Source organism: Enterovibrio norvegicus (genome assembly GCF_002876705.1).
In the GTDB taxonomy this organism is placed as follows: Bacteria; Pseudomonadota; Gammaproteobacteria; order Enterobacterales; family Vibrionaceae; genus Enterovibrio; species Enterovibrio norvegicus_B.
In genome coordinates this window covers 23,728-44,609 of sequence record NZ_MDAG01000027.1, presented here as the reverse complement: position 1 = coordinate 44,609, position 20,882 = coordinate 23,728, and the positions used below count along the sequence as shown (strand labels likewise).

Below are 20,882 nucleotides of genomic sequence, written 5' to 3'. Positions count from 1 at the left end.
GTTAAAAATAAGCGTAAATACACTGCTTCAATCCGTTGGCTGCGCTAAGGCTTGGCTCGGCTCGGAGACACAAAGTATCAATGACTTAACATGTTTGGTGGTGAAAGCATTTCTTATGACATTCCTTTCTCGCCCCGGCTTTTAGTCTTGCTCCCGAATCATCTTTCAATCGCATATGAGGGAAGTCATGCGCTTGCTTAATCAACTTTCTTTTCGAACCAAATTGTTTCTGCCGCTTATTTTTGTCTGCTCAGTTTTCACCTTTGTATTGGCCATGTCGTATCAAACGTTTGAACGTCAGGTTGCATCTACAAACATTCTTAACAACGTTATTGATCCCGCCATTTCTAATTTTGATGATGCTTACCGGGATCTCTATCAAGTCATGTCTTCTGCCCAAGGGTTAATTGCTGTTGGTGTGACACCTGAGAACATCAATAAACAGAGAGCGATCTTTGAAGATGATTCAAGTAAGGCGTTGCCTCGTTTGAGAGAGATGCAGTCGCTGATTGATGCAGGTTTATTGCCGCTAAGTCAGCAGTCCAAACTCAATGGTTTGTTGTCTCGTTCAGAGCGCTGGATTGGCGATGTTTCCGTGATGTTTGATGCACCTACCAATGCTCAAGCGTATTTCGATAATAACCACGATAAAATAGATCGTGACTTCGCGCTTATTCGTGAAGATATCGTGTCAATGTTGGACGCTGCTCGCGATGCAGGAACCGTTATTTCTAATGAGTTAACGGCATCGACGATCCTTGCTGAGCGCATCATTGTTGGTGGTACGCTCACTGCGCTTTTAATGGCGTTAGCGGGTGGTGCTTTACTGGCAAAACTTCTGCTGCTGCCTATTCGAGAAATGGGTGATGCTCTGAATGATATCGCGTCTGGTGGTGGCGATTTAACGCAGCGTTTAACTGTGCGTTCTGACGATGAAATTGGCCAGTTGGGGTATTCCTTTAATTTGTTTGTCGACAAAATCCAAACCAGCATTAAAGGTGTTGTCGACGCTGCAAATCATCTACGCCTTCAAACAGAGCATATTGAATCCGCCATAAAGAACAGCGTGTCTGATTCAGAAGGTCAACAACGTGAGAGTGATTTGATTGCCACTGCGGTGCAGGAAATGAGTGCGAGTAGCATGCAAGTGAGCCAAAACGCGGGTGATGCTGCTAACGCCACGAAGAGTGCGACGAAAGAAGTGAGTTCTGCACAAAATAGCATCGCGGATACTGTGGGCGCGATGTCAGGCTTGCGTACGCGTATCGACCAATCCCAAGACATGATCACCGCGTTAAACAAGGATGTAGAGCGTATCGCGTCAATCATTGGCGTTATTCGTGGTATTGCAGAGCAAACCAACTTGTTGGCACTGAATGCGGCCATTGAAGCGGCGCGAGCTGGTGAGCAAGGCCGAGGTTTCGCCGTGGTTGCCGATGAAGTGCGCGTGTTAGCCAATAAGACGCAGCAGAGCACAGAAGAGATCCAAGACATGATTGCGCGTTTAGAAGAAGGAACGCAAAAAGCAGTGTCGTCGATGAATGAAAGCACAGAGGCGAGCAATGAAACCGTGGTTCGCGTTCAGCAAACGTCTGAATACCTCGATGGGGTGTCGAACATGATCATTACCATTAATGACATGAACACCCAGATTGCAGCGGCATCATCGCAACAGAATACGGTCTCGGAAGAGATTAACCGTAACATCCACGGTATTGTGGAGAACGGCGCAAGCATTTTCCAAAACCTTGGCAGCGTGCAAAATGCCTGTCAGGAGCTGGCAGCGAAGAGCCGTCAGCTTGATCAAGTCGTGGGTGGTTTCCGCGTGTAGCGTGGAAGTGGGTAACCTATTCGACATAAAAAACGCCTCTTTTTAGAGGCGTTTTTTCGTTTCGTTAACCGCGTATACCCAGGTGCGGTATTTATAGCGTGAAGCGTTTGACCAAGGTATCAAGTGCATTGGACAACTCACGCAATTCAGCACTGGCGCGCGCCATTTGTTCGGCGGTGTCAGCGGTGTTTTGGGTGGTCTCGTTAATGTCTTCAATGTTGCGGTTGATGTCGGCCACCACGGTGGATTGTTCTTCGGTTGCGGTCGCGACTTGCGTGTTGATGTCTGAAATTCGCACGATCTGATCGTTGATCTGCGCCAAAGCGGCAGAGGCATTTTCAGACGCATTTGCGCCTTCAACCGTGAGAGATTGGCTGGTTTCCATGGCGTCGACGGCGTTTTGCGCTTCTTGTTGAAGCTTGTCGATCATGGTTTGGATCTCATTGGTTGATTCCGCTGTGCGGCTAGCAAGGCTGCGCACTTCATCGGCAACCACAGCAAAGCCTCGACCTTGCTCACCCGCGCGAGCCGCTTCAATGGCCGCGTTTAGCGCCAATAAGTTTGTCTGCTCGGACACACCACGGATCACATCCAAAATACCGCCAATGTGCTGAGTATTATCGGCAAGGTTACGGATGATCTCCGCCATGCCGTTCATGTCTGTCGCGAGTTGATTAATGGTGCGATGGGCGGATGCCACAACGTCTTGGCCAACCGCTGTTTCGTTAGCAGCATGGTTTGCAGAATCGGCTGCGTGTGCCGCATTGCCCGCTATCTCATTAACGGTCGCCCCCATTTGATTAATGGCTGCAACAACTTGCAAGGTTCTGTCGCGCTGAGAAAGGCTATTGTCTTGTGTGGTTTTTGCATGTTCAGCAACGGAGTTCGCTGAATGACTGAGCGAATCATTGGTGGTTGCAACGTCGCTCACAACGCTGTGGATCTTGCTGACAAAACCGTTAAAACCTTGTGCTAATTGACCGATTTCATCTTGACTAGAGGCATCCAGACGCTGACGTAGATCGCCATCACCTTCACCGAGATCGCGGAATACTTTTGCAAGATCAGAAATAGGGCGGGTGATGGTAGAGGCAAGAAACACTGCGCCAACTGCAAATAGAGCACAAACAATGACGGAGATAATGATGAGTTGCTGCGCGGTATTGGTGAGTTCGTCGTACACCTCACCTGACGGTACTTCTGCGACAACAAACCAATTAAGAGAAGGAATGTAGCTAGAGGCCAGCAACACATCGCGTTCTTTTGTTTTGGTGAAGACCAAGTTGAAATCACGTTGATTTAACAAGGATTGGATATTTCCTTGATACATTTGTGAGAGGTTAGTGCCACCCATGTGTTGTGCGTTTCGATGGAGTTGGACTTTTCCATCTGGCGACACCATGTAAACAAAGCCGCTTTGTTCAATTTTAAACTGGTTGAGAAATTGCACCATGTTATCCATTGAACGTGATAAGCCCGCAAGGGTTGCGCCGTTGAGATCTTGGTAGTTCACGAAAAGCTTCAGGTCGCCATTGTCTTCTCGATAAACACTTGTTGTGCGGGCTTTTCCACTATTCACGAGTTTAAAAAACCATGAGCTGTCTTCGGGTTTCAATTGACGAAGAAAACCATCTTGGTTCCAGTAGTCGCCTGTTTTGCGGTTCGCCAATGACGCATCCGTGAGTTGGTATTGTCGTTTTAATGCCACGAGTGTTGCGACGATTTCTTGCTTGCTTTGTGGTTCTGCATCTTCTGTGACGGCAGCAATCGTGAGTGGATTGTTTGCTAATTGTTCTGCTGCTGATGTAAGTTGTTGAACAGATTGTTCTACTTCATTTCGGATGTTTGAGAGCAGAATAGGAAGTTCATTGTCGAGCAAGCGGTGCTCTACCATTGCGTGTGCTTTGGTCAAGCTTTGATAACTGATGATGGCCGTGGAAGCGATAACTGCGGTGATCATCGCCATGATGAGCTTTTGTTTAATGGTTAACTGCATGGGTTTCGTACTTCTTCCGTTGCGCCGCTGATTGTTGCGGATGTGACTTTTGCGCTTAAAACATCAAATTTGCAAGGCAGCAGAAATGTTAATAAGGCTTATTACAGGCAGGTTGGTAACTGCAGTACTGGTTGTGTCGGCAGTACTGTCCAGTTCTTTAGTGATCGCACAAGAAAAGTCTTCTCGACCCACCGTTGGATTGGTGCTTGGCGGCGGCGGTGCAAAAGGCGCTGCCCATGTTGGTGTACTTAAAGCACTGGAAGATTTAAAAATTCCTGTCGATTACATCGCGGGAACCAGTATGGGCGCGTATGTAGGTGGCCTGTATGCCGCAGGCATGAGTGCGGGCGAAATTGAAGCCATGATGGAATCCATTGATTGGAACGCGGGCTATCAAGATCGCGTTTATCGTGGTGATCGTCGTGTAAGAGAGAAAGCGCACGAAGACAAATACAACATTTCCACCAACCTTGGGTTTGATTTTAAAAGCCTCAAAACGCCACAAGGGATCGTGCAAGGCCAAAACATGATCCGCATTCTTCGTGATTCCACGGGGAACATGCCCGCGTTTCCTACCTTTGATAACCTTGTGATCCCTTTTCGCGCGGTGGCGACAGATATTGAGCAATTGGTGCCCGTGGTGATTGGTGATGGCCAGTTAACCGAAGCCATGCTTGCCAGTATGTCTGTGCCTGGCGCGCTGCCGCCTGTTGAGCTTAACGGGGCATTCTTGGTTGATGGCGGTGCCGTGAACAACATGCCCGTCGATGTTGCCAAAGCATTGGGCGCTGACATCGTCATTGCCGTCGATATCAGTACCGATTACAGCCCAGCAGAAGAGCTGGGATCGTATTTATCGGTAATGAACCAGTTGGTGAACTTCATGGTGCGTAACAGTACCCGCCAACAGATCGCCAATATGTCGGATGATGATGTGTTGCTGACCCCTGATGTTGGTGACATGGAGACCACTGAGTTTGACCGAATGCCTGAAGCATTTGATGAAGGTTACTCCATTACGCTCCAGTCAAGAGACAAGCTTGCAGGCTTGGTGATGACTTCTGGCGAATACCAAGAATACATCGAGCAAAAACAGCTTCGCCGCCGCACACTGCGCTACGGTGATCAGATGGCAGTAGACCGTATCATCCTCAATAACGACACCAGTTTTGCGGATGAAGTGCTAGAGAAACGCCTCGCGCTTGAACCTGGGCAGATGGATTCCAAACTGCTTGAGCAATCAGTGCAAAATCTCTATGCGTTAGATCGCTTTGAAACCGTGCGCTACCACCTAGAAAGCATTGGCAAAGAAACCGTGCTGGTCGTGGATGTGAAAGAGAAAAGCTGGGGGCCAAACTTCATCGATTTCCGCTTTGCCATTGAAGATAACTTTGACTCTCAAACTGACATGTCGGTGGGGTTGAGCATTAATACCACGGGTATATCTGATTACGGTGCAGAACTGCGTACAACCATTGAAGGTGGTAATGACCGATTAGTGCAATCGGAGTTGTACCTGCCGTATACCGCAGACCAACAATTCTTTACCACGTTACGCGGCGCGTATGAAGTGAGAGATCGTGTGAGCTTCGGCGGTGAGCCTACCATTGAAAATTCAGGTATCCGTGCCAATGTCAGACGAAGTGAATGGCAGGGGGAAGTCTCGTTCGGTTGGCAGCCTCAATTGTGGAGTGAGTTTAAAGTCGGGTATAAATATGTTGATGGGCATGAGGACTTACTCGGCAATTTCAATCAAACGGCTTATACACGATCTATTCCATATGCTTCGGTGACTTTAGATACGTTGGACAGCCATGTTTTCCCGAGTTCTGGTAGCTTCTTTGAAACCTCTTTTGGTTTTAATAGAGACACCGCCCTGAATGAAACGTCGGGGGCATCCAATGAGCAGAAAACCCATTCAACACAGTTTGATCTTGAAGCATTGCATGCGTCGAGTTGGGGCAAACACACGGTTTATGGCAAATTACGCTATGGCGAATTGCACCATGAAATTGATGGGTTCGTTATCGCCCCCAAGGAGCTTGGTGGCTTCTTGAACCTTTCTGGTGTACCTAAGAATTCACTGTCTGGCAATAACTTAGCCTTTGGTGCGATGGTGTATCGCTACCGATTGCTTGATAACGATTTTGGCCTGTTCCAATCACCTGTTTATATCGGCGCATCATTGGAATACGGCGGAGTGTGGAATGACCCAGATTTTTCACTCAAAAATGTGCCGCTTTATGCTGCGGGAAGTATATTTGCTGGGATCGACTCCCCATTGGGGCCTATTATCGCCGCGTATGGCCGCACGGAAAGTGACCATGACGCAGTGTATCTAATTGTCGGATCGCCCTTTTAAAATGTTAACCAGACGCGGTCACAGGCCGCATCTTGTTTATGAAGTTGATGTTTCATCCCATGGCCGTAATTTAAAATTTGGTTAAAAAGTGATAACATAACCGCCTCGTCATGCAGGGCACTCTGGAAGATAACGCATCCCTACACGTCATCTTGTGTCCGCACGCTGAGCTTTATTCCAAGGATGTCTGGCCGTGATGGTTGGACCGCAATATGAGGAAACACGTCGTGCTTGAAGCCTACCGTAAACACGTCGAAGAACGTGCTGCTCAGGGGATTGTCCCTAAACCGCTTGACGCGGAACAAGCCGCAAGTCTTGTTGAACTGCTCAAGAACCCGCCTGCTGGTGAAGAAGAAATCCTGATTGATTTGCTAGAGAATCGCATCCCTCCAGGTGTTGATGAAGCTGCATATGTTAAAGCTTGTTTTTTGGCCGCGGTTGCCAAAGGCGAAGCGAACTCTCCACTGGTTAGCAAAGAGAAAGCTGTCGAATTGCTAGGCACCATGCAAGGTGGCTACAACATCGAATCGCTGATTGGTTTGTTGGAAGACGAAGCGCTAGCGCCAATTGCTGCAAAAGCGTTGTCTCATACGCTGTTGATGTTTGATTCTTTCTATGATGTGGAAGAAAAAGCGAAAGCGGGCAATGTCCACGCGAAGCAAATCATGCAGTCTTGGGCAGATGCTGAATGGTTCCTGTCTAAGCCAAACGTGCCAGAAAAAGTCACGCTAACTGTATTTAAAGTCACTGGTGAAACCAATACCGATGACTTGTCACCAGCACCTGATGCATGGTCTCGCCCTGATATTCCTCTGCACGCACTGGCGATGTTGAAGAATGCTCGCGATGGTATCGAACCAGACCAGCCCGGTGTGATTGGCTCTATCAAGCAAATTGAAGCGCTGAAAGAAAAAGGTCACCAGCTTGTTTATGTGGGTGATGTTGTGGGTACGGGGTCTTCTCGTAAGTCTGCAACTAACTCCGTGCTTTGGTTTATGGGTGATGACATCCCTAACGTACCGAACAAACGTGCCGGTGGTTACTGCCTAGGTGGTAAAATTGCGCCAATCTTCTTCAACACAATGGAAGATGCAGGTGCGCTGCCAATCGAATTGGACGTCGCTAAGCTGGGCATGGGCGATGTGATTGATGTGTATCCGTTCAAAGGTGAAGTTCGCAGCAACGCATCAGACGAAGTGCTTTCTACCTTCTCTCTGAAAACTGACGTGCTTTATGATGAAGTGCGTGCGGGTGGTCGTATTCCTTTGATCATCGGTCGTGGTTTGACGGATCGTGCGCGTGAAGCGCTAGGTCTTGAAGCATCAGATGTCTTCCGTCGCCCTCAACCTGTTGCTGATTCAGATAAAGGCTATACGCTAGCTCAGAAAATGGTCGGTAAAGCATGTGGCGTTGAAGGTATCCGTCCGGGCACCTATTGTGAGCCTAAGATGACCACCGTTGGTTCTCAGGACACCACGGGCCCTATGACTCGTGATGAGCTGAAAGACCTTGCATGTCTTGGCTTCTCTGCCGATTTGACGATGCAGTCTTTCTGTCACACGTCTGCATACCCGAAACCTGTCGATGTGGTGACTCACCACACGCTACCTGATTTCATTCAGAACCGCGGCGGTGTTGCTCTTCGTCCGGGTGATGGTGTTATCCACTCATGGCTAAACCGTATGCTACTGCCTGATACCGTCGGTACTGGCGGTGACTCGCACACCCGTTTCCCGCTGGGCATTTCGTTCCCTGCAGGTTCTGGTCTGGTTGCGTTTGCAGCAGCGACAGGCGTTATGCCGTTGGATATGCCAGAATCTATTTTGGTGCGTTTTAAAGGCGAAATGCAGCCGGGTATCACGCTACGTGACTTGGTGCATGCGATCCCTTACTACGGTATCAAGCAAGGTCTTCTGACCGTTGAGAAAGCGGGTAAGATCAACGCATTCTCTGGACGTGTACTTGAAATCGAAGGTGTTGAGCACTTAACGGTTGAGCAAGCGTTCGAACTGTCTGATGCATCGGCAGAGCGTTCAGCGGCAGGTTGTACGGTTAAGCTGTCTCAAGAGTCTGTGTCTGAATACCTAAGCTCTAACATCGTGATGTTGAAGTGGATGATCAGCGAAGGCTACGGCGACCGCCGTACCATCGAGCGTCGTGTTTCAGCGATGGAGTCGTGGTTAGCGAATCCAGAACTGATGGAAGCGGACAAAGATGCAGAATACGCAGAAGTGATCGAAATCGATTTGGCTGACATTAAAGAGCCAATTCTGTGTGCACCAAATGACCCTGATGATGCACGTCTGCTTTCTGATGTTGCGGGCGACAAGGTTGATGAAGTCTTCATCGGTAGCTGTATGACCAACATTGGTCACTTCCGTGCTGCGGGTAAACTGCTTGAGAAATTTGGTGGTACGCTAGAAACACGTCTGTGGGTTGCACCTCCAACGAAAATGGACCGTGACCAGCTAACGGAAGAAGGTTACTACAGTATCTTCGGCCGCGCAGGTGTTCGTATCGAAACACCAGGGTGTTCACTGTGTATGGGTAACCAAGCGCGTGTTGCTGATAAAGCGACCGTACTGTCTACCTCTACCCGTAACTTCCCGAACCGACTGGGTACAGGTGCGAACGTTTACCTGTCTTCTGCGGAACTGGCATCAGTCGGCGCGATCATTGGTCGTATCCCAACGTTTGAAGAGTACTTAGAGTTTGCGAAACAAATCGATGCAACAGCAGCCGATACGTATCGCTACCTGAACTTCCACCGGATGGATCAGTACACCAAGAAAGCGGACGATGTGATCATCCAAGCTGCGGTTTAAGCCTTAGAAGCGAGTCTCGAGCATTGAGTTTCGAGATGACAGCTTGAAAAGACAAAAAGCCTCCAGAGTTGGAGGCTTTTTTGTATCTAAGGACAATGAGTCCTGGGTCCTAGGGGCTGTGTTTCCTAGCACCCTAGCGACAGCGTCCTCGCTACGTTCTGGGCGGTCAGTTCAACGTTTTCTTTCGCATTCGTGAGCGCATCTTCCAACGTACATGCGCCGGATACCACGCTAAACAGCACATCAATGCCGTGGTCATACACTACGACGCTGTCTTGGGTGATGCTGCCTGCAATACCAATCACTGGCAGGCCAAATGTTTTCGCGCAACGTGCAACACCAATAGGGGTTTTGCCGTGAATGGTTTGGCTGTCGATGCGACCTTCGCCGGTGATCACCAAGTCGGCATCTTTCAGGTGTTCAGATAAATTAACTGCATCCATGACGATGTTGATGCCCGGACGTAAATCTGCATCAAACAGACCCAATAGCGCTGCGCCCATGCCACCTGCAGCACCAGCACCAGCACGGTCTTTCACATCACTGTTGAGCTGAGATTTCATGATCTGAGCGTAGTGTGCGAGGTTACTATCTAAGGTGCTCACCATCTCTGGCGTTGCGCCTTTTTGAGGGCCAAACACGGCAGATGCCCCTTTCTCACCACACAGCGGATTATCCACGTCACACGCTACTTCGAGCTTAACGTGAGCGAGGCGTGGGTCGATACCTGAAGTATCAATGGTATGCAAAGTACTCAGTGCGCCACCGCCGAATGCAATGGGGTTACCTGATTCATCCAGCAGTTTAGCGCCCAATGCTTGCGCCATACCTGCGCCGCCGTCGTTGGTTGCACTGCCACCAATGCCGACAATCAGGTGTTTCACACCCAAATCCAGTGCGGCTTTGATGAGTTCACCAGTACCAAAGCTGGTGGTCAGCAACGGGTTACGCGATGCAGTAGGAACGAGGTGAAGGCCTGATGCTGCGGCCATTTCAATGACTGCGGTTTCGCCATCACCAAGTAGGCCGAAGAATCCCTCAACGGGAGCACCTAAAGGGCCGGTCACTGTCACATCAACGAGTCGACCACCAGTCGCATCAATCATGGATTGAACGGTGCCTTCACCGCCATCTGCCATTGGAAGTTTCACTATGTGTGCATCAGGCATGATGTGTTTAAAGCCCGTTTCGATTGCGGTTGCAACGTCCATGGCAGACAAACTTTCTTTGTAAGAATCTGGAGCAATAACAATTTTCATCAGTAACGTCCTTATACAAACAGGCCAAACACACCAAAGATCAGTGTAGAGATGAGCGCGATAACGAAACCAACCGCGGATTCGTAAGGAATAAGCTTCAAACGTTCTTTCATGTCCATGTGCACCGCGCCGCCGGTAGCATGGAAGAAGCTGCCGTGCGGCATGTGGTCAAATACCGTTGCACCAGCGTGGATCATCGCAGCGCCAGCAAGGGCAGGAACGCCAAGTTCAAGGATGGTGTTAGCAAACACGCTACTCGCAACAGCCGTACCTGCGGTGGTGGAAGCGGTCGCAAGCGACATCAGCGCACCGGAGAACGGTGCCAGAAGATAAGATGGCAAGCCTGACGTGGTCAGCAGGTCAATCAAGCCGTTTTTGAGGCCTGAGTTAGCAATGATGCCGGCGAGTGTGCCAGTACCGAGGAGCATAACGGCAACTGGTGCCATACGGTTTAGGCCAGAAACTGCGAAATGGTTCGTGTCTTTACCACGGCGCATCGCTAGTGCGCCCAGCAGGCCACCTAAAGGAAGAGCGATCAGCGGATCGATATTGATACCCGCGATCGGGCGAAGTGCCAGTAATGAAATCGCCACCAATGGTGCGACCATCGCGGCGGCAAAAGAAGGCAGCCGACTCATATCGACATCAACCACTTCGTGGGCTGCGACTTTGCTACCACGATTTTTCAGTTTCAAAGCGATGAAGTATGCCGCCATCATGCCGCACAAGCCGGGGATAACACCCGCTGCCATCACTGACGTTAACGGCACATTGAAAGCATCGGCGGCTGCAATGGCATTCGGGTTTGGTGACATCACGTTGCCCGCTTTACCGCCGCCTACCATGGCAAGCAAAATCGCCATTTTCGACAGGTCAGCGCGACGCGCAATGGCCAGTGCAATGGGTGCGACGGTAATAACAGCAACATCCACGAACACACCCACCGCGGTGAGGATCATGGTGGCGACCGCCAGCGCGAGAAGGGCACGTGTTTCGCCCACTTTCTTCACGATGGTTTCAGCAATGGTCGTTGCTGCGCCTGACTCAATCAGCACGCCTGCAAGAATACCCGCCGCAAGAATACGAAGTACCGCCGTGACAATACCCTGTGCGCCGCCAATCATTAGGGTCACGGTATCTGTCAAAGACACACCACCGACGATACCGCCCACGAGGGCACCAATGATCATGCCGTAGGCTGGCGGTACTTTTCTTAAAATCAGTGTAATGGAGACGATCAGCGCCGCAAGCGCGCCTAGCGTGGATACTTCAGTCATTTCTTTATTTCTCGGAGGAAACGAATACTGCCGGCACTTTACGCTGCAAACGTTGAGGAGGCTTTAGGCGGTTGACCAAAGATTATAGGTGATGATTGAAACTAAATTGTGCGTTTGCACAATTTTAGATTTCTTGCTGCCATTTAAGAAAGGACAAATACAGTTGGGTTTTATCTTCTAACTTATTGATATTTAATGATGTGATCTCACTGATACGTTGCAGTCGGTACCGTAGTGTATTTCTATGAATGTGGAGGCTTTCGCACGTTTGAACTAAATCACAGTTCTGATCAAAAAAGGCGATGAGGGTTTTACGCAGTGTGCCTCTGTTGTCTTTCCTTGCCAACACCATCATAGGTTCATGGAGTTGTTTGGTACGCCAATCATCATCAGGCATGGCGCTTAACAGCACCGGCAGGGTGTGATCTTCAAAGAACATCACGTCTTTTTGATGCTGGCCTGCAGCCAATGTAGCACTGGCTGTTTGATAGGAATTGGCCAAACCATGTAGTGAAGGAAAATAGCCGCCGTAGGCAATTTTGATGGTGAAGGCTTTTTGTTCTGAGACGCGTTTTAGCAAGGCGCGTAGCTTTTTTTGTTCAAGCTGGCGAGACCATTCACCGTGTTCGATAGTGATGGGCTTAAGCACCACGATTTCATGACGAGACACGGACGTGATACCCACAAGGTTGTCTCTTTCAGGGTACTCAAGTAGGTGGACCATGGATTGTAAATGCTCAAGAGAAAGGGCATCAGCTTTGAGTGGCATCAGTTTAATGACCGCCGCGACTCTTGGTTGCTCTAAATCCAAATCCAAGCGCTGTGCAATGGACATGAGTTGCTGTTCGTTGAGTTCAGACTCAGAGATTAACTGGAGTACGAGCTCTTCGCGATGGCGTTTGTCCCATTGTAGCTGTGAAATGAGCGCCGCTTGCTCAACAATCAGTTCCGCGGTCATTTTTACCAGTTCGCCATATCGTCGCACCTGAGATGGCAGGCCGGAAATGCCGACCACGCCAATGGCTTTGTTATTAAACACCACGGGTAAGTTAATGCCGGGCTTTACGCCTTTCAGAGAATTAGATGTTGCTTCATCAATTTCAACTATCCGGTTCTCTGTCAGTGTCAATAATGCGCCTTCGTGCCTTTGATGCAAACGACTTGGATCACCCGAGCCTATAATTAGGCCGCGTTCATCCATGACATTGACGGAATGACCGATGATTTTCATCGTTCTCTCGACGATCTGGCGTGCGATCATGGTATTGAGTTGCATTGGGTCTTTAGATCCTGAAAATGGGCACACTTTTATAACTTGTCAGCTTAGCCATAACGGTTAACAACTGGCAATGCAGTGATATCGAGGATACCACGTGGACTATGAATTTCGACGCAATACTTTAGACGACAGTTTTCATGCGGAATTGCCAATGGGGCACGAAGCGCTAGGTCGTTGGTTGATTGATGAGTTGGGCACGGATCATGCTGAAATTGATAATGTTCTAACCCATTTGCAAACAGTGATGGAGCAGGGCGGAGAATGGAATCGAGCGGGCAAAGTGTTCCATCTTCAGCTCACCCAAGAAGAGGCGTTGGTGCAAGCCAATGTGTTGATAGAAGGTTACGAAGAAGAGATGCCAGAAAGCGATTTTCATGCTTATGAAGAAGAAAGCGTCTCGCTTTGCGGGCCCGAGGATCTCGCTGTGCTGCTCGAAGCATGGCAGGACTTCATTCGTCGTTATGGTCGATAATCCCAAATTTATTTGACGGTTGCGGAAATGGAATCCCGCATACTCAACATATAATATTCCCTGTCATATTTTCTGTGTGCCACTCAATGGTGCAGAATTTTATACCTCTCAATACTCTGCCTAAAAACAGTGAATCCTATGCACCAACTTGGTGCTCAAAAATTCACCCACCCCGTATACTTATTTTAAGTAATTGATAATAAATAAAAATAAAACTTGGCACGTGATTTGTTACTCCTTGTGCAGAACATCTTATTTTTGGTTCAAGGAGACGGGAATGAAATTGATCAATGCGATTATTAAGCCATTTAAGCTCGATGACGTGCGTGAAGCACTCGCAGACGTTGGCGTTGACGGTATGACCGTGTCAGAGGTCAAAGGCTTCGGGCGTCAGAAAGGCCACACAGAATTGTATCGAGGTGCAGAATATCAAGTCGATTTTCTGCCAAAGGTGAAATTGGAAATCGCAGCGCATAGCGAAAATGTGGATGAAATTATCGAAGCAATCAGCAAGGCGGCACAGACCGGCAAGATTGGTGACGGAAAGATTTTTGTGTACGACCTCCAGCAAGCGGTACGTATTCGTACTGGCGAAATGGATGCGGAAGCAATTTAAGGGCTAAGGGAGAATTCAACATGGAACTAGCAACCACTGTGACAGAGCTGCGATACGCACTCGATACGTTTTTCTTCTTGATTTCAGGTGCACTGGTAATGTGGATGGCCGCGGGCTTTGCCATGTTAGAAGCGGGCCTGGTTCGTTCAAAAAACACCACTGAAATTCTCACTAAAAACATCTGTTTGTACGCCATTGCTTGTACCACTTACTTGCTGGTGGGTTATAACATCATGTACGTCGATAACGCCGAGGCTGGCTGGTTGCCATCATTGGGTATGTTGATTGGCACACAAAGCGAAGGCGCGGATCACTCTCTGGCTTCTGACTTCTTCTTCCAAGTTGTCTTCGTTGCGACTGCGATGTCTGTCGTGTCTGGTGCGGTTGCTGAGCGTATGAAGCTTTGGGCGTTCCTAGCGTTTTCTGTGGTACTGACAGCCGTTATCTACCCAGTTGAAGGTTACTGGACGTGGGGCGGTGGCTTCTTGTCAGAAGCGGGCTTTAGTGACTTTGCGGGCTCAGGTATCGTTCACATGGCGGGTGCAGCTGCTGCACTTGCTGGCGTATTACTGCTGGGCGCACGTAAAGGAAAATACGGCAAAAACGGTCAAATCTACCCAATTCCAGGCTCAAACATGCCGCTAGCAACCTTGGGTACCTTTATCCTTTGGTTCGGTTGGTTTGGTTTCAACGGTGGCTCACAGTTGATGGTGTCAGACTTTGAAAACGCAACGGCAGTGGGCGAGATTTTCTTGAACACCAATGCGGCAGCGGCCGCAGGTGCATTGGTTGCACTGGGTGTCTGTAAAGCAGCATGGGGTAAAGCAGACCTCACTATGGTATTGAACGGCGCATTGGCGGGTTTGGTTGCTATCACTGCTGATCCATTATCCCCTTCTCCTGTTGCTGCGCTTGTAATTGGTGGCTTGGCGGGTGCATTGGTTGTTATCAGTATCGTTGGTCTCGACAAAGTGAAGATTGATGATCCCGTGGGTGCGATTTCAGTACACGGCACCTGTGGCCTGTTCGGTTTGCTAGCGGTACCTTTCAGCAACGCAGATGCGACCTTTGGTGCGCAAATCTTCGGTGCAGCCGTTATCTTTGCGTGGGTATTCGGTGCGAGCTTCGTTGTTTGGGGTGTCCTGAAGGCCACAATTGGCATTCGCGTAACCGAAGAAGAAGAGCTAGAAGGTATGGATTTCCACGATTGTGGTGTAGATGCTTACCCAGAGTTTGTTAGCGTGAAATAAATCAGACAAATAACAAAGTAAGAAAGCCCCACATCCTCGCGATGTGGGGCTTTTTTTTGTTTAGGTTTTATGTGGTTAACGTTGCACACCATTTGTTGGTGTACGCATTAATCGATCCGATCAACGTGATCACTGTGTGACAATTTCTGGTCCCATAAATGTGTTGGGCAAGAAGGTTGAAAGCCATGGGATATAGGTGACCATGATGAGGAAGACGAACAAGACAGCCAAGAATGGAAGTGATGCCTTTACGACCCGCATCATCGGCATGCCCGCCACCCCTGAGGTCACAAATATATTGAGCCCAACCGGGGGCGTAATCATTCCGATTTCCATGTTCACGACCATGATGATGCCAAGGTGAATGGGGTCAATCCCCAGTTGAATGGCGATAGGGAACACCAAGGGGGCAACGATAACCAGCAAGCCTGACGGTTCCATAAACTGACCACCGATCAAGAGGATCACGTTGACAACAATGAGAAAGACAACCGGACCAAACCCTGCAGATAACATTGACTCCGCTATCTGTTGTGGGATTTGCTCATCTGTCAGCACATGTTTCAGGATCAGTGCGTTTGCAATGACAAATAGCAATGTCACTGCCAGCTTGCCGCCTTCAAACAGTGTTTTCTGTGTGTCTTTGTGGAAAAGGGCCGTGATTAAGGTCTGTGGTTTCTTCCAGACACTGTCACCGCTTTCAGCCAATGGCCCCATATCTTTATAAATGAATGTCGCGATGAAATAGGCATAAACGGCAGCAACGGCAGCGGCTTCTGTTGGGGTGAAAATACCGCCATAGATACCGCCGAGAATGATAACGATCAGGAATAAGCCCCAACCCGCTTCTCGTGCTGAATCAAAAACTTCTTTCCAACCCTTCCATTCTCCTTTGGGCAGGTCTTTCACTTTGGCAATCACGTAAATGGTGAGCATCAACATGAAACCCGCTAGCAATCCAGGAATAACACCTGCCAAGAACATACGCCCAACCGACACCTCCACTGACGCGGCATAAACAACCATGACGATGGAAGGCGGGATCAAAATACCCAATGTCCCCGCGTTGCAGATAACGCCAGCAGCAAAGTCTTTTGAATAACCCACCTGACGCATCGCAACAATCACAATGGAGCCAATGGCAACAACGGTAGAAGGCGATGAACCTGAAAGTGCAGCAAACAACATACAGGCAAAAACACCCGCAATGGCTAGACCACCTGGCAAATGACCCACACAGGCGATAGAGAAGCGGATAATGCGTTGGGCAACGCCCCCTGTCGTCATAAAGGACGAGGCGAGAATAAAGAATGGGATTGCTAGAAGGGTGTAATGACCTTCAAAGGCCGAAAACAGTGTTTGCCCAACAGAGGCTAGCGAGCTATCTGAAAACCAGAGCAGGAACAGAATTGAGGACATTCCCAGTGAGACGGCGATCGGTACACCGACAAGCAGAAGCCCAATTATCAAAATAAATAGTAATGCGACGTCCATTAGTCTGCTTTCCCCACTTGTTCGCGAATTTCTTCAAGTTCATCTTCCACTTCATGGCTCGCAATAATGCGGTCCGTTTTACCCGTCCAGATCATCCAAAATGCCTGGCAAAAGCGCACCAAGAGGAGAAACATGGAAAGAGGTAATATCAAGTAAGGAATAAAGCGTGGGATTTTTTCATAGGGTTCGCCTTCATTGAAAATGTCGGCCAACCATGCAAAGGTTTCCGGCATGGGAATGTCATTCACTTCATACCACCCTTTTTCTCTGAATTTATCTTCAAACCCTGTGGGGAACCAGCGCCCCTCAGTAGCGGGTAAGTTGGCAAAGTTAGCCCAATAATCCCAACTGCCCTTCAAGAGCAAAAAGGCAAAACCAATACAGGTAAATGCAGCAAACAGACCCAGTGCTCTTCTTACTTTTTCGGGGAATAAATTGATGAGAACATCGACGCCAAGGTGTGCCCCTTTTTTGACGGCGTAAGATGCGCCAAGCAGAACTAACCAGGCGAAGAGAAAGACAGTGAGCTCTAGGGCCCACAAGATATTCGAATTAAATACATATCGTGCAATAACATTGGAGAACGTCAATACTGTCATTAGACCTAAAATGCCAGCGATAACTTTTTCTTCGACAACGTCTGTAAAACTGGATTCTGTTTTCATAACAGTACTCCTGAAAAAGACAGGGGGAGTCCTAGGACTCCCCCTTAAATCGAAGACTAATATTTGGCGTTGATTTGTTGGGCGGTATCAATACTGTCCTGACCAACGTCTTTTGCAAATTGTGTCCAAACTGGCTTCATGGTATCGACCCATTCTTGGCGTTGCGCCTCAGTCAGCTGACGGATTTCTTCTCCGGTATTCAACACGTGCTGGCGAGCAGCTTGGTTGACTTTATAGCTCTCAGAATTCCTTTGGTCGGTGACTTCCTGCAGGATTTGCAAGAACTGAACGCGCGTTCCTTCATCAAGGCTATCTAACCAGTCAACGGATGCCACAACGAGGTAGTCGAGAACGCCATGGTTGGTTTCAGTGATGCCATCTTGCACTTCAAAAAATTTCTTACCGTAGATGTTTGACCAAGAGTTCTCCTGACCATCAACCACGCCTTGTTGAAGGGCGCCATACACTTCAGAGAACGCCATTTTCTGAGGAGATCCCCCGATAGCTTTCATTTGCGCGACTAGCACGTCAGATGACATAACACGGAATTTTAGGCCGTCAGCATCTGTGGGGGTGATAAGCGGTTTATTCGCTGACATCTGTTTCATGCCGTTGTGCCAGAATGTTAACCCCTGAAGACCACGGCGTTGCATGCTGTCTTTGAGCTTCTGACCCGTTTCAGAGGATTGAAACTCATCCACTGCCTCAATGTTCTTAAACATGAATGGCAGATCAAAGATGCGGAATTTTTTTGTGAATTTTTCAAACTTTGAAAGAGAAGGGGCAGCAAGCTGGACGTCACCTTGCAAGAGCGCTTCCAATACTTTGTCGTCATTGACCAAGGTAGAATTCGGAAAGACCTTCATGCAGGCTATGCCATTCATTTCCTCATTGACACGCTTTTCTAACAAGGACGCTGTAATGCCTTTTGGGTGACGGTCTGTGTTGGTTACGTGTGAGAATTTAATGACAGTTTCGCCACTGTCACATTCTGCAAATGCGTCTGTTGCACCTAAAGAAAGCGTACCTGCGACGAGTGCGAAGATAAATGTTCTTTTCATTTTGACCTCCCTGGTCATTTCTCAACAATCAACGTTGGCCTCTAGGTCAGAGGCCGGATTCTGTTTGGAGACATCTCAAAAGTAGCAACAGGGAGAGAGAACGTTAAGTCGTTTAAACTGTTCAGTTATTACGAATAATAACCGCCTATAGTTTTGTTATTGTTGTTAGTGTCAAAGATGGCAACAAAGGCAAAATTATGTTTGATGGCTTCACGGAAGAATATGTAAATACAGCACACGTCCGACTATTTGTGCGTCGGGGAGGACTCAAATCTGCCCCCCCATTGGTTTTGCTGCATGGTTATCCGCAAACCTCTGCAATGTGGCACTTGGTTGCTCCTCTTCTCTCTGACTTTTATCAGGTTATTTGCCCAGACCTTCGCGGCTACGGGCGCTCGGACAAACCAGAGACAGATGATCAACACCTGACGTATTCCAAGCGTGCGATGGCCAATGACATTGTGCAGCTCATGGCTGAGTTGGGGCATGATGAATTTTATGTTGGTGCCCATGACCGTGGGGCTCGGGTTGCGCACCGTTTAGCGCTGGATCACCCAGATAAAGTCAGGGCAATGGTTCTTCTGGATATTGCGCCAACACGGGAAATGTATGCCCATGCGGACAGTCAATTTGCTAAGGCATATTGGCATTGGTATTTCCTCACACAGAGTGATCCCTTCCCTGAAACATTGATCGGAAATGATCCTGAAACTTTCTGGAAACTGAAATGTTTCAATCAGGCGGGTGGGGATAATCCATTTGCACCTGAAGCACTGGCTGAATACCTCGCAGCATTTAATGACCCTGCAGCAATTCATGCGAGCTGCGAGGATTATCGCGCTGGTGCGACGATCGATATCGATCATGACAATGAAGATGACGGACGGAAGCTCAGTGTTCCCACTGAAGTGCTCTGGGCAAAACATGGCGTCATTGAGCGTTGTTTTGATGCAATGGATCTTTGGGATAAACGAGCGTCTCACATCAGTGGTCGCGCCGTTGATGCTACGCATTATATGGCAGAAGAGATGCCCCACGAGATTGCCGATAGTTTCATTTCTTTCTTCAATCAATTTTCAAATGAGCGAAAGGACATCGCACAATGAATAAAACCCTGTATGACAAACTGGTCGACGCACATACCGTATGTGAACTGCCCGATGGCGACTTACTGGTCTATGTCGATTTTCACATTATGAACGAATACACCAGCCCACAAGCCTTTTCGGGACTCGCTACCAAACATATTGGTGTGCGTAAACCCGAAGCGCACCTCGCTGTTGTTGATCATGTCAATGCGACGAAGAGCCGGGAACATCATGATGAAGCGTCAAAACTGCTGATCGAAAATCTAGAAAAGAACTGTAAAGACCATGACATCGCGTTTTATGGACTGGGTGATCCTCGTCAGGGCATTGAGCATATCGTTGTTCCTGAGCAAGGGTTGGTTGCGCCAGGAATGCTTATCGCCTGTGGTGACAGTCATACCACGACATATGGTGCGTACGGTGCGCTAGGTTTCGGCATTGGTACGTCGGAAGTGGAACATGTGCTTGCCACGCAAACGCTTAGATACAAGCGATTGAAAACCATGCGGGTAGATATCGATGGTGAAACTCAACCTGGCGTTACTGGCAAAGACATCATCATGCATGTAGTGAAAGTCATTGGTGCTGGTGGTGCAAATGGCTATGCCGTTGAATTCTCAGGTGCTGCAATCCGTGATTTGGAAATGGCCGGTCGGATGACAGTGTGTAACATGGCCGTAGAGCTAGGTGCACGTGCAGCATTGATTGCAGCAGACGAGAAGTCTTATGAGGCAGCCAATGGAAAACCGCAAGGCGCTAACCTTAAATATGATTCTGAAGAATGGTCTTCTGATTGCGGTGCTGAATTTGACAAATATGTCACCATTGATGCCTCTGACATTTCTCCGTTGGTGACGTGGGGAACAAGCCCAGACCAATCTGTTTCTGTCAGTGGAACTGTGCCCACAGAAGATGATATGCCTACACCCAAGGCGAAAGCTGGCCTTAAGCGCGCGCTTGAATATATGGGGTTAACTCCGGGTCAGAAGGTCAGTGATATCGAGATCAATACCGCCTTTATTGGATCATGTACCAATAGCCGAATTGAAGACCTTCGCAGTGCGGCTGCGGTTGTTAAAGGACGTAAGGTTGCGAAGGGTGTAGAGGCCATTGTGATTCCCGGCTCTGCATTAACACGTTTTAATGCAGAAACAGAAGGCTTGGATAAAATCTTCATTGATGCAGGGTTTGACTGGCGACCAGAAAGTGGATGCTCCATGTGTCTGGCCATGAACAATGATATCGCCAGAGATGGCGAGCGCATTGCTTCATCCACCAACCGAAACTTTGAAGGCAGGCAAGGGCGGGGTGCTCGCACCCATTTGATGGACCCAGCTTTGGTGGCAGCCTCCGCCATTGCAGGGCGTTTAGTGGATGTTAAAACGTTAGAAGAAATGGGTGAGTGAG

At 48.7% G+C, this 20,882-nt stretch carries 15 protein-coding genes; 8 read left to right on the top strand and 7 right to left on the bottom strand.

Going from position 1 to position 20,882, the window contains the following annotated elements; all coding sequences use genetic code 11:
- Positions 1-187: 187 nt before the first annotated feature.
- Positions 188-1,831: a methyl-accepting chemotaxis protein gene (locus BCT27_RS15075; RefSeq protein ID WP_102318511.1), complete on the top strand. Its 1,644-nt coding sequence runs from the start codon at positions 188-190 to the stop codon at positions 1,829-1,831.
- 91 nt (positions 1,832-1,922) lie between these two features.
- On the opposite strand, the gene BCT27_RS15070 is transcribed toward BCT27_RS15075, so the two are convergent.
- Positions 1,923-3,827 (bottom strand): methyl-accepting chemotaxis protein, encoded by a 1,905-nt coding sequence (locus BCT27_RS15070; RefSeq protein ID WP_102396150.1) that lies wholly within the window; start codon positions 3,825-3,827, stop codon positions 1,923-1,925.
- An 85-nt stretch (positions 3,828-3,912) separates the two neighbouring features.
- On the opposite strand from BCT27_RS15070, the gene BCT27_RS15065 reads away from it, so the two are divergent.
- Together BCT27_RS15065 and acnB are read left to right on the top strand one after the other, a co-directional pair.
- Entirely contained in the window at positions 3,913-6,189 is a 2,277-nt protein-coding gene (locus BCT27_RS15065) for a patatin-like phospholipase family protein (RefSeq protein WP_102396149.1), read from the top strand.
- 227 nt (positions 6,190-6,416) lie between these two features.
- Positions 6,417-9,014, top strand: coding sequence for a bifunctional aconitate hydratase 2/2-methylisocitrate dehydratase (acnB, locus tag BCT27_RS15060; protein ID WP_102396148.1), 2,598 nt, complete (start codon positions 6,417-6,419; stop codon positions 9,012-9,014).
- Between the two features lie 125 nt (positions 9,015-9,139).
- Here acnB and BCT27_RS15055 read toward each other — a convergent pair whose 3' ends face one another.
- From BCT27_RS15055 to BCT27_RS15045, 3 genes are all read right to left on the bottom strand, one after another.
- Positions 9,140-10,273, bottom strand: coding sequence for a glycerate kinase (locus BCT27_RS15055; protein ID WP_102396147.1), 1,134 nt, complete (start codon positions 10,271-10,273; stop codon positions 9,140-9,142).
- Between the two features lie 11 nt (positions 10,274-10,284).
- Entirely contained in the window at positions 10,285-11,550 is a 1,266-nt protein-coding gene (locus BCT27_RS15050) for a GntP family permease (protein ID WP_102318506.1), read from the bottom strand.
- 124 nt (positions 11,551-11,674) lie between these two features.
- The gene (locus BCT27_RS15045) at positions 11,675-12,826 is read right to left on the bottom strand and encodes a sugar diacid recognition domain-containing protein (RefSeq protein ID WP_102396146.1); all 1,152 of its coding nucleotides are present in this window, start codon (positions 12,824-12,826) and stop codon (positions 11,675-11,677) included.
- 97 nt (positions 12,827-12,923) lie between these two features.
- Here BCT27_RS15045 and BCT27_RS15040 point away from each other — a divergent pair, with 97 nt between their 5' ends.
- The 3 genes from BCT27_RS15040 (at position 12,924) to BCT27_RS15030 (ending at position 15,167) form a co-directional block, all read left to right on the top strand.
- Positions 12,924-13,301: a YacL family protein gene (locus BCT27_RS15040; protein WP_102396145.1), complete on the top strand. Its 378-nt coding sequence runs from the start codon at positions 12,924-12,926 to the stop codon at positions 13,299-13,301.
- Positions 13,302-13,578: 277 nt separating this feature from the next.
- Positions 13,579-13,917 carry a P-II family nitrogen regulator gene (gene glnK / locus BCT27_RS15035; RefSeq protein ID WP_028023060.1) on the top strand — a complete coding sequence of 113 codons (339 nt, stop codon included), beginning with the start codon at positions 13,579-13,581 and terminating at the stop codon, positions 13,915-13,917.
- A gap of 20 nt (positions 13,918-13,937) precedes the next feature.
- Positions 13,938-15,167 (top strand): ammonium transporter, encoded by a 1,230-nt coding sequence (locus BCT27_RS15030; protein ID WP_102396144.1) that lies wholly within the window; start codon positions 13,938-13,940, stop codon positions 15,165-15,167.
- A gap of 129 nt (positions 15,168-15,296) precedes the next feature.
- On the opposite strand, the gene BCT27_RS15025 is transcribed toward BCT27_RS15030, so the two are convergent.
- From BCT27_RS15025 to BCT27_RS15015, 3 genes are read right to left on the bottom strand one after another with little or no spacing between them, the layout of a single operon-like run.
- Complete coding sequence (locus BCT27_RS15025; protein WP_102396143.1) at positions 15,297-16,661, bottom strand: TRAP transporter large permease; 1,365 nt, start codon at positions 16,659-16,661, stop codon at positions 15,297-15,299.
- A complete protein-coding gene (locus BCT27_RS15020; protein WP_102396142.1) occupies positions 16,661-17,326 on the bottom strand; it encodes a TRAP transporter small permease in 666 nt (221 codons plus the stop codon). The genes BCT27_RS15025 and BCT27_RS15020 overlap by 1 nt, the downstream gene beginning before the upstream one ends.
- 56 nt (positions 17,327-17,382) lie before the next feature.
- A complete protein-coding gene (locus BCT27_RS15015) occupies positions 17,383-18,387 on the bottom strand; it encodes a DctP family TRAP transporter solute-binding subunit (protein WP_102396141.1) in 1,005 nt (334 codons plus the stop codon).
- Between the two features lie 197 nt (positions 18,388-18,584).
- On the opposite strand from BCT27_RS15015, the gene BCT27_RS15010 reads away from it, so the two are divergent.
- Both BCT27_RS15010 and leuC read left to right on the top strand, forming a co-directional pair.
- Complete coding sequence (locus tag BCT27_RS15010) at positions 18,585-19,493, top strand: alpha/beta fold hydrolase (protein WP_102396140.1); 909 nt, start codon at positions 18,585-18,587, stop codon at positions 19,491-19,493.
- Positions 19,490-20,881 carry a 3-isopropylmalate dehydratase large subunit gene (leuC, locus tag BCT27_RS15005; RefSeq protein ID WP_102396139.1) on the top strand — a complete coding sequence of 464 codons (1,392 nt, stop codon included), beginning with the start codon at positions 19,490-19,492 and terminating at the stop codon, positions 20,879-20,881. Before BCT27_RS15010 ends, leuC begins: the two co-directional genes overlap by 4 nt.
- The last annotated feature ends 1 nt before the right edge of the window (position 20,882 follow it).

Bases quoted from the DNA above. Each gene is read 5' to 3' on its own strand.
- BCT27_RS15075 (WP_102318511.1), top strand. From the start codon at position 188: ATGCGCTTGCTTAATCAACTTTCTTTTCGAACCAAATTGTTTCTGCCG.
- BCT27_RS15020 (WP_102396142.1), bottom strand. From the start codon at position 17,326: ATGAAAACAGAATCCAGTTTTACAGACGTTGTCGAAGAAAAAGTTATC.
- BCT27_RS15045 (WP_102396146.1), bottom strand. From the start codon at position 12,826: ATGCAACTCAATACCATGATCGCACGCCAGATCGTCGAGAGAACGATG.
- BCT27_RS15055 (WP_102396147.1), bottom strand. From the start codon at position 10,273: ATGAAAATTGTTATTGCTCCAGATTCTTACAAAGAAAGTTTGTCTGCC.
- glnK (WP_028023060.1), top strand. From the start codon at position 13,579: ATGAAATTGATCAATGCGATTATTAAGCCATTTAAGCTCGATGACGTG.
- BCT27_RS15050 (WP_102318506.1), bottom strand. From the start codon at position 11,550: ATGACTGAAGTATCCACGCTAGGCGCGCTTGCGGCGCTGATCGTCTCC.
- BCT27_RS15025 (WP_102396143.1), bottom strand. From the start codon at position 16,661: ATGGACGTCGCATTACTATTTATTTTGATAATTGGGCTTCTGCTTGTC.
- BCT27_RS15030 (WP_102396144.1), top strand. From the start codon at position 13,938: ATGGAACTAGCAACCACTGTGACAGAGCTGCGATACGCACTCGATACG.
- leuC (WP_102396139.1), top strand. From the start codon at position 19,490: ATGAATAAAACCCTGTATGACAAACTGGTCGACGCACATACCGTATGT.
- BCT27_RS15070 (WP_102396150.1), bottom strand. From the start codon at position 3,827: ATGCAGTTAACCATTAAACAAAAGCTCATCATGGCGATGATCACCGCA.
- BCT27_RS15010 (WP_102396140.1), top strand. From the start codon at position 18,585: ATGTTTGATGGCTTCACGGAAGAATATGTAAATACAGCACACGTCCGA.
- BCT27_RS15015 (WP_102396141.1), bottom strand. From the start codon at position 18,387: ATGAAAAGAACATTTATCTTCGCACTCGTCGCAGGTACGCTTTCTTTA.
- BCT27_RS15065 (WP_102396149.1), top strand. From the start codon at position 3,913: ATGTTAATAAGGCTTATTACAGGCAGGTTGGTAACTGCAGTACTGGTT.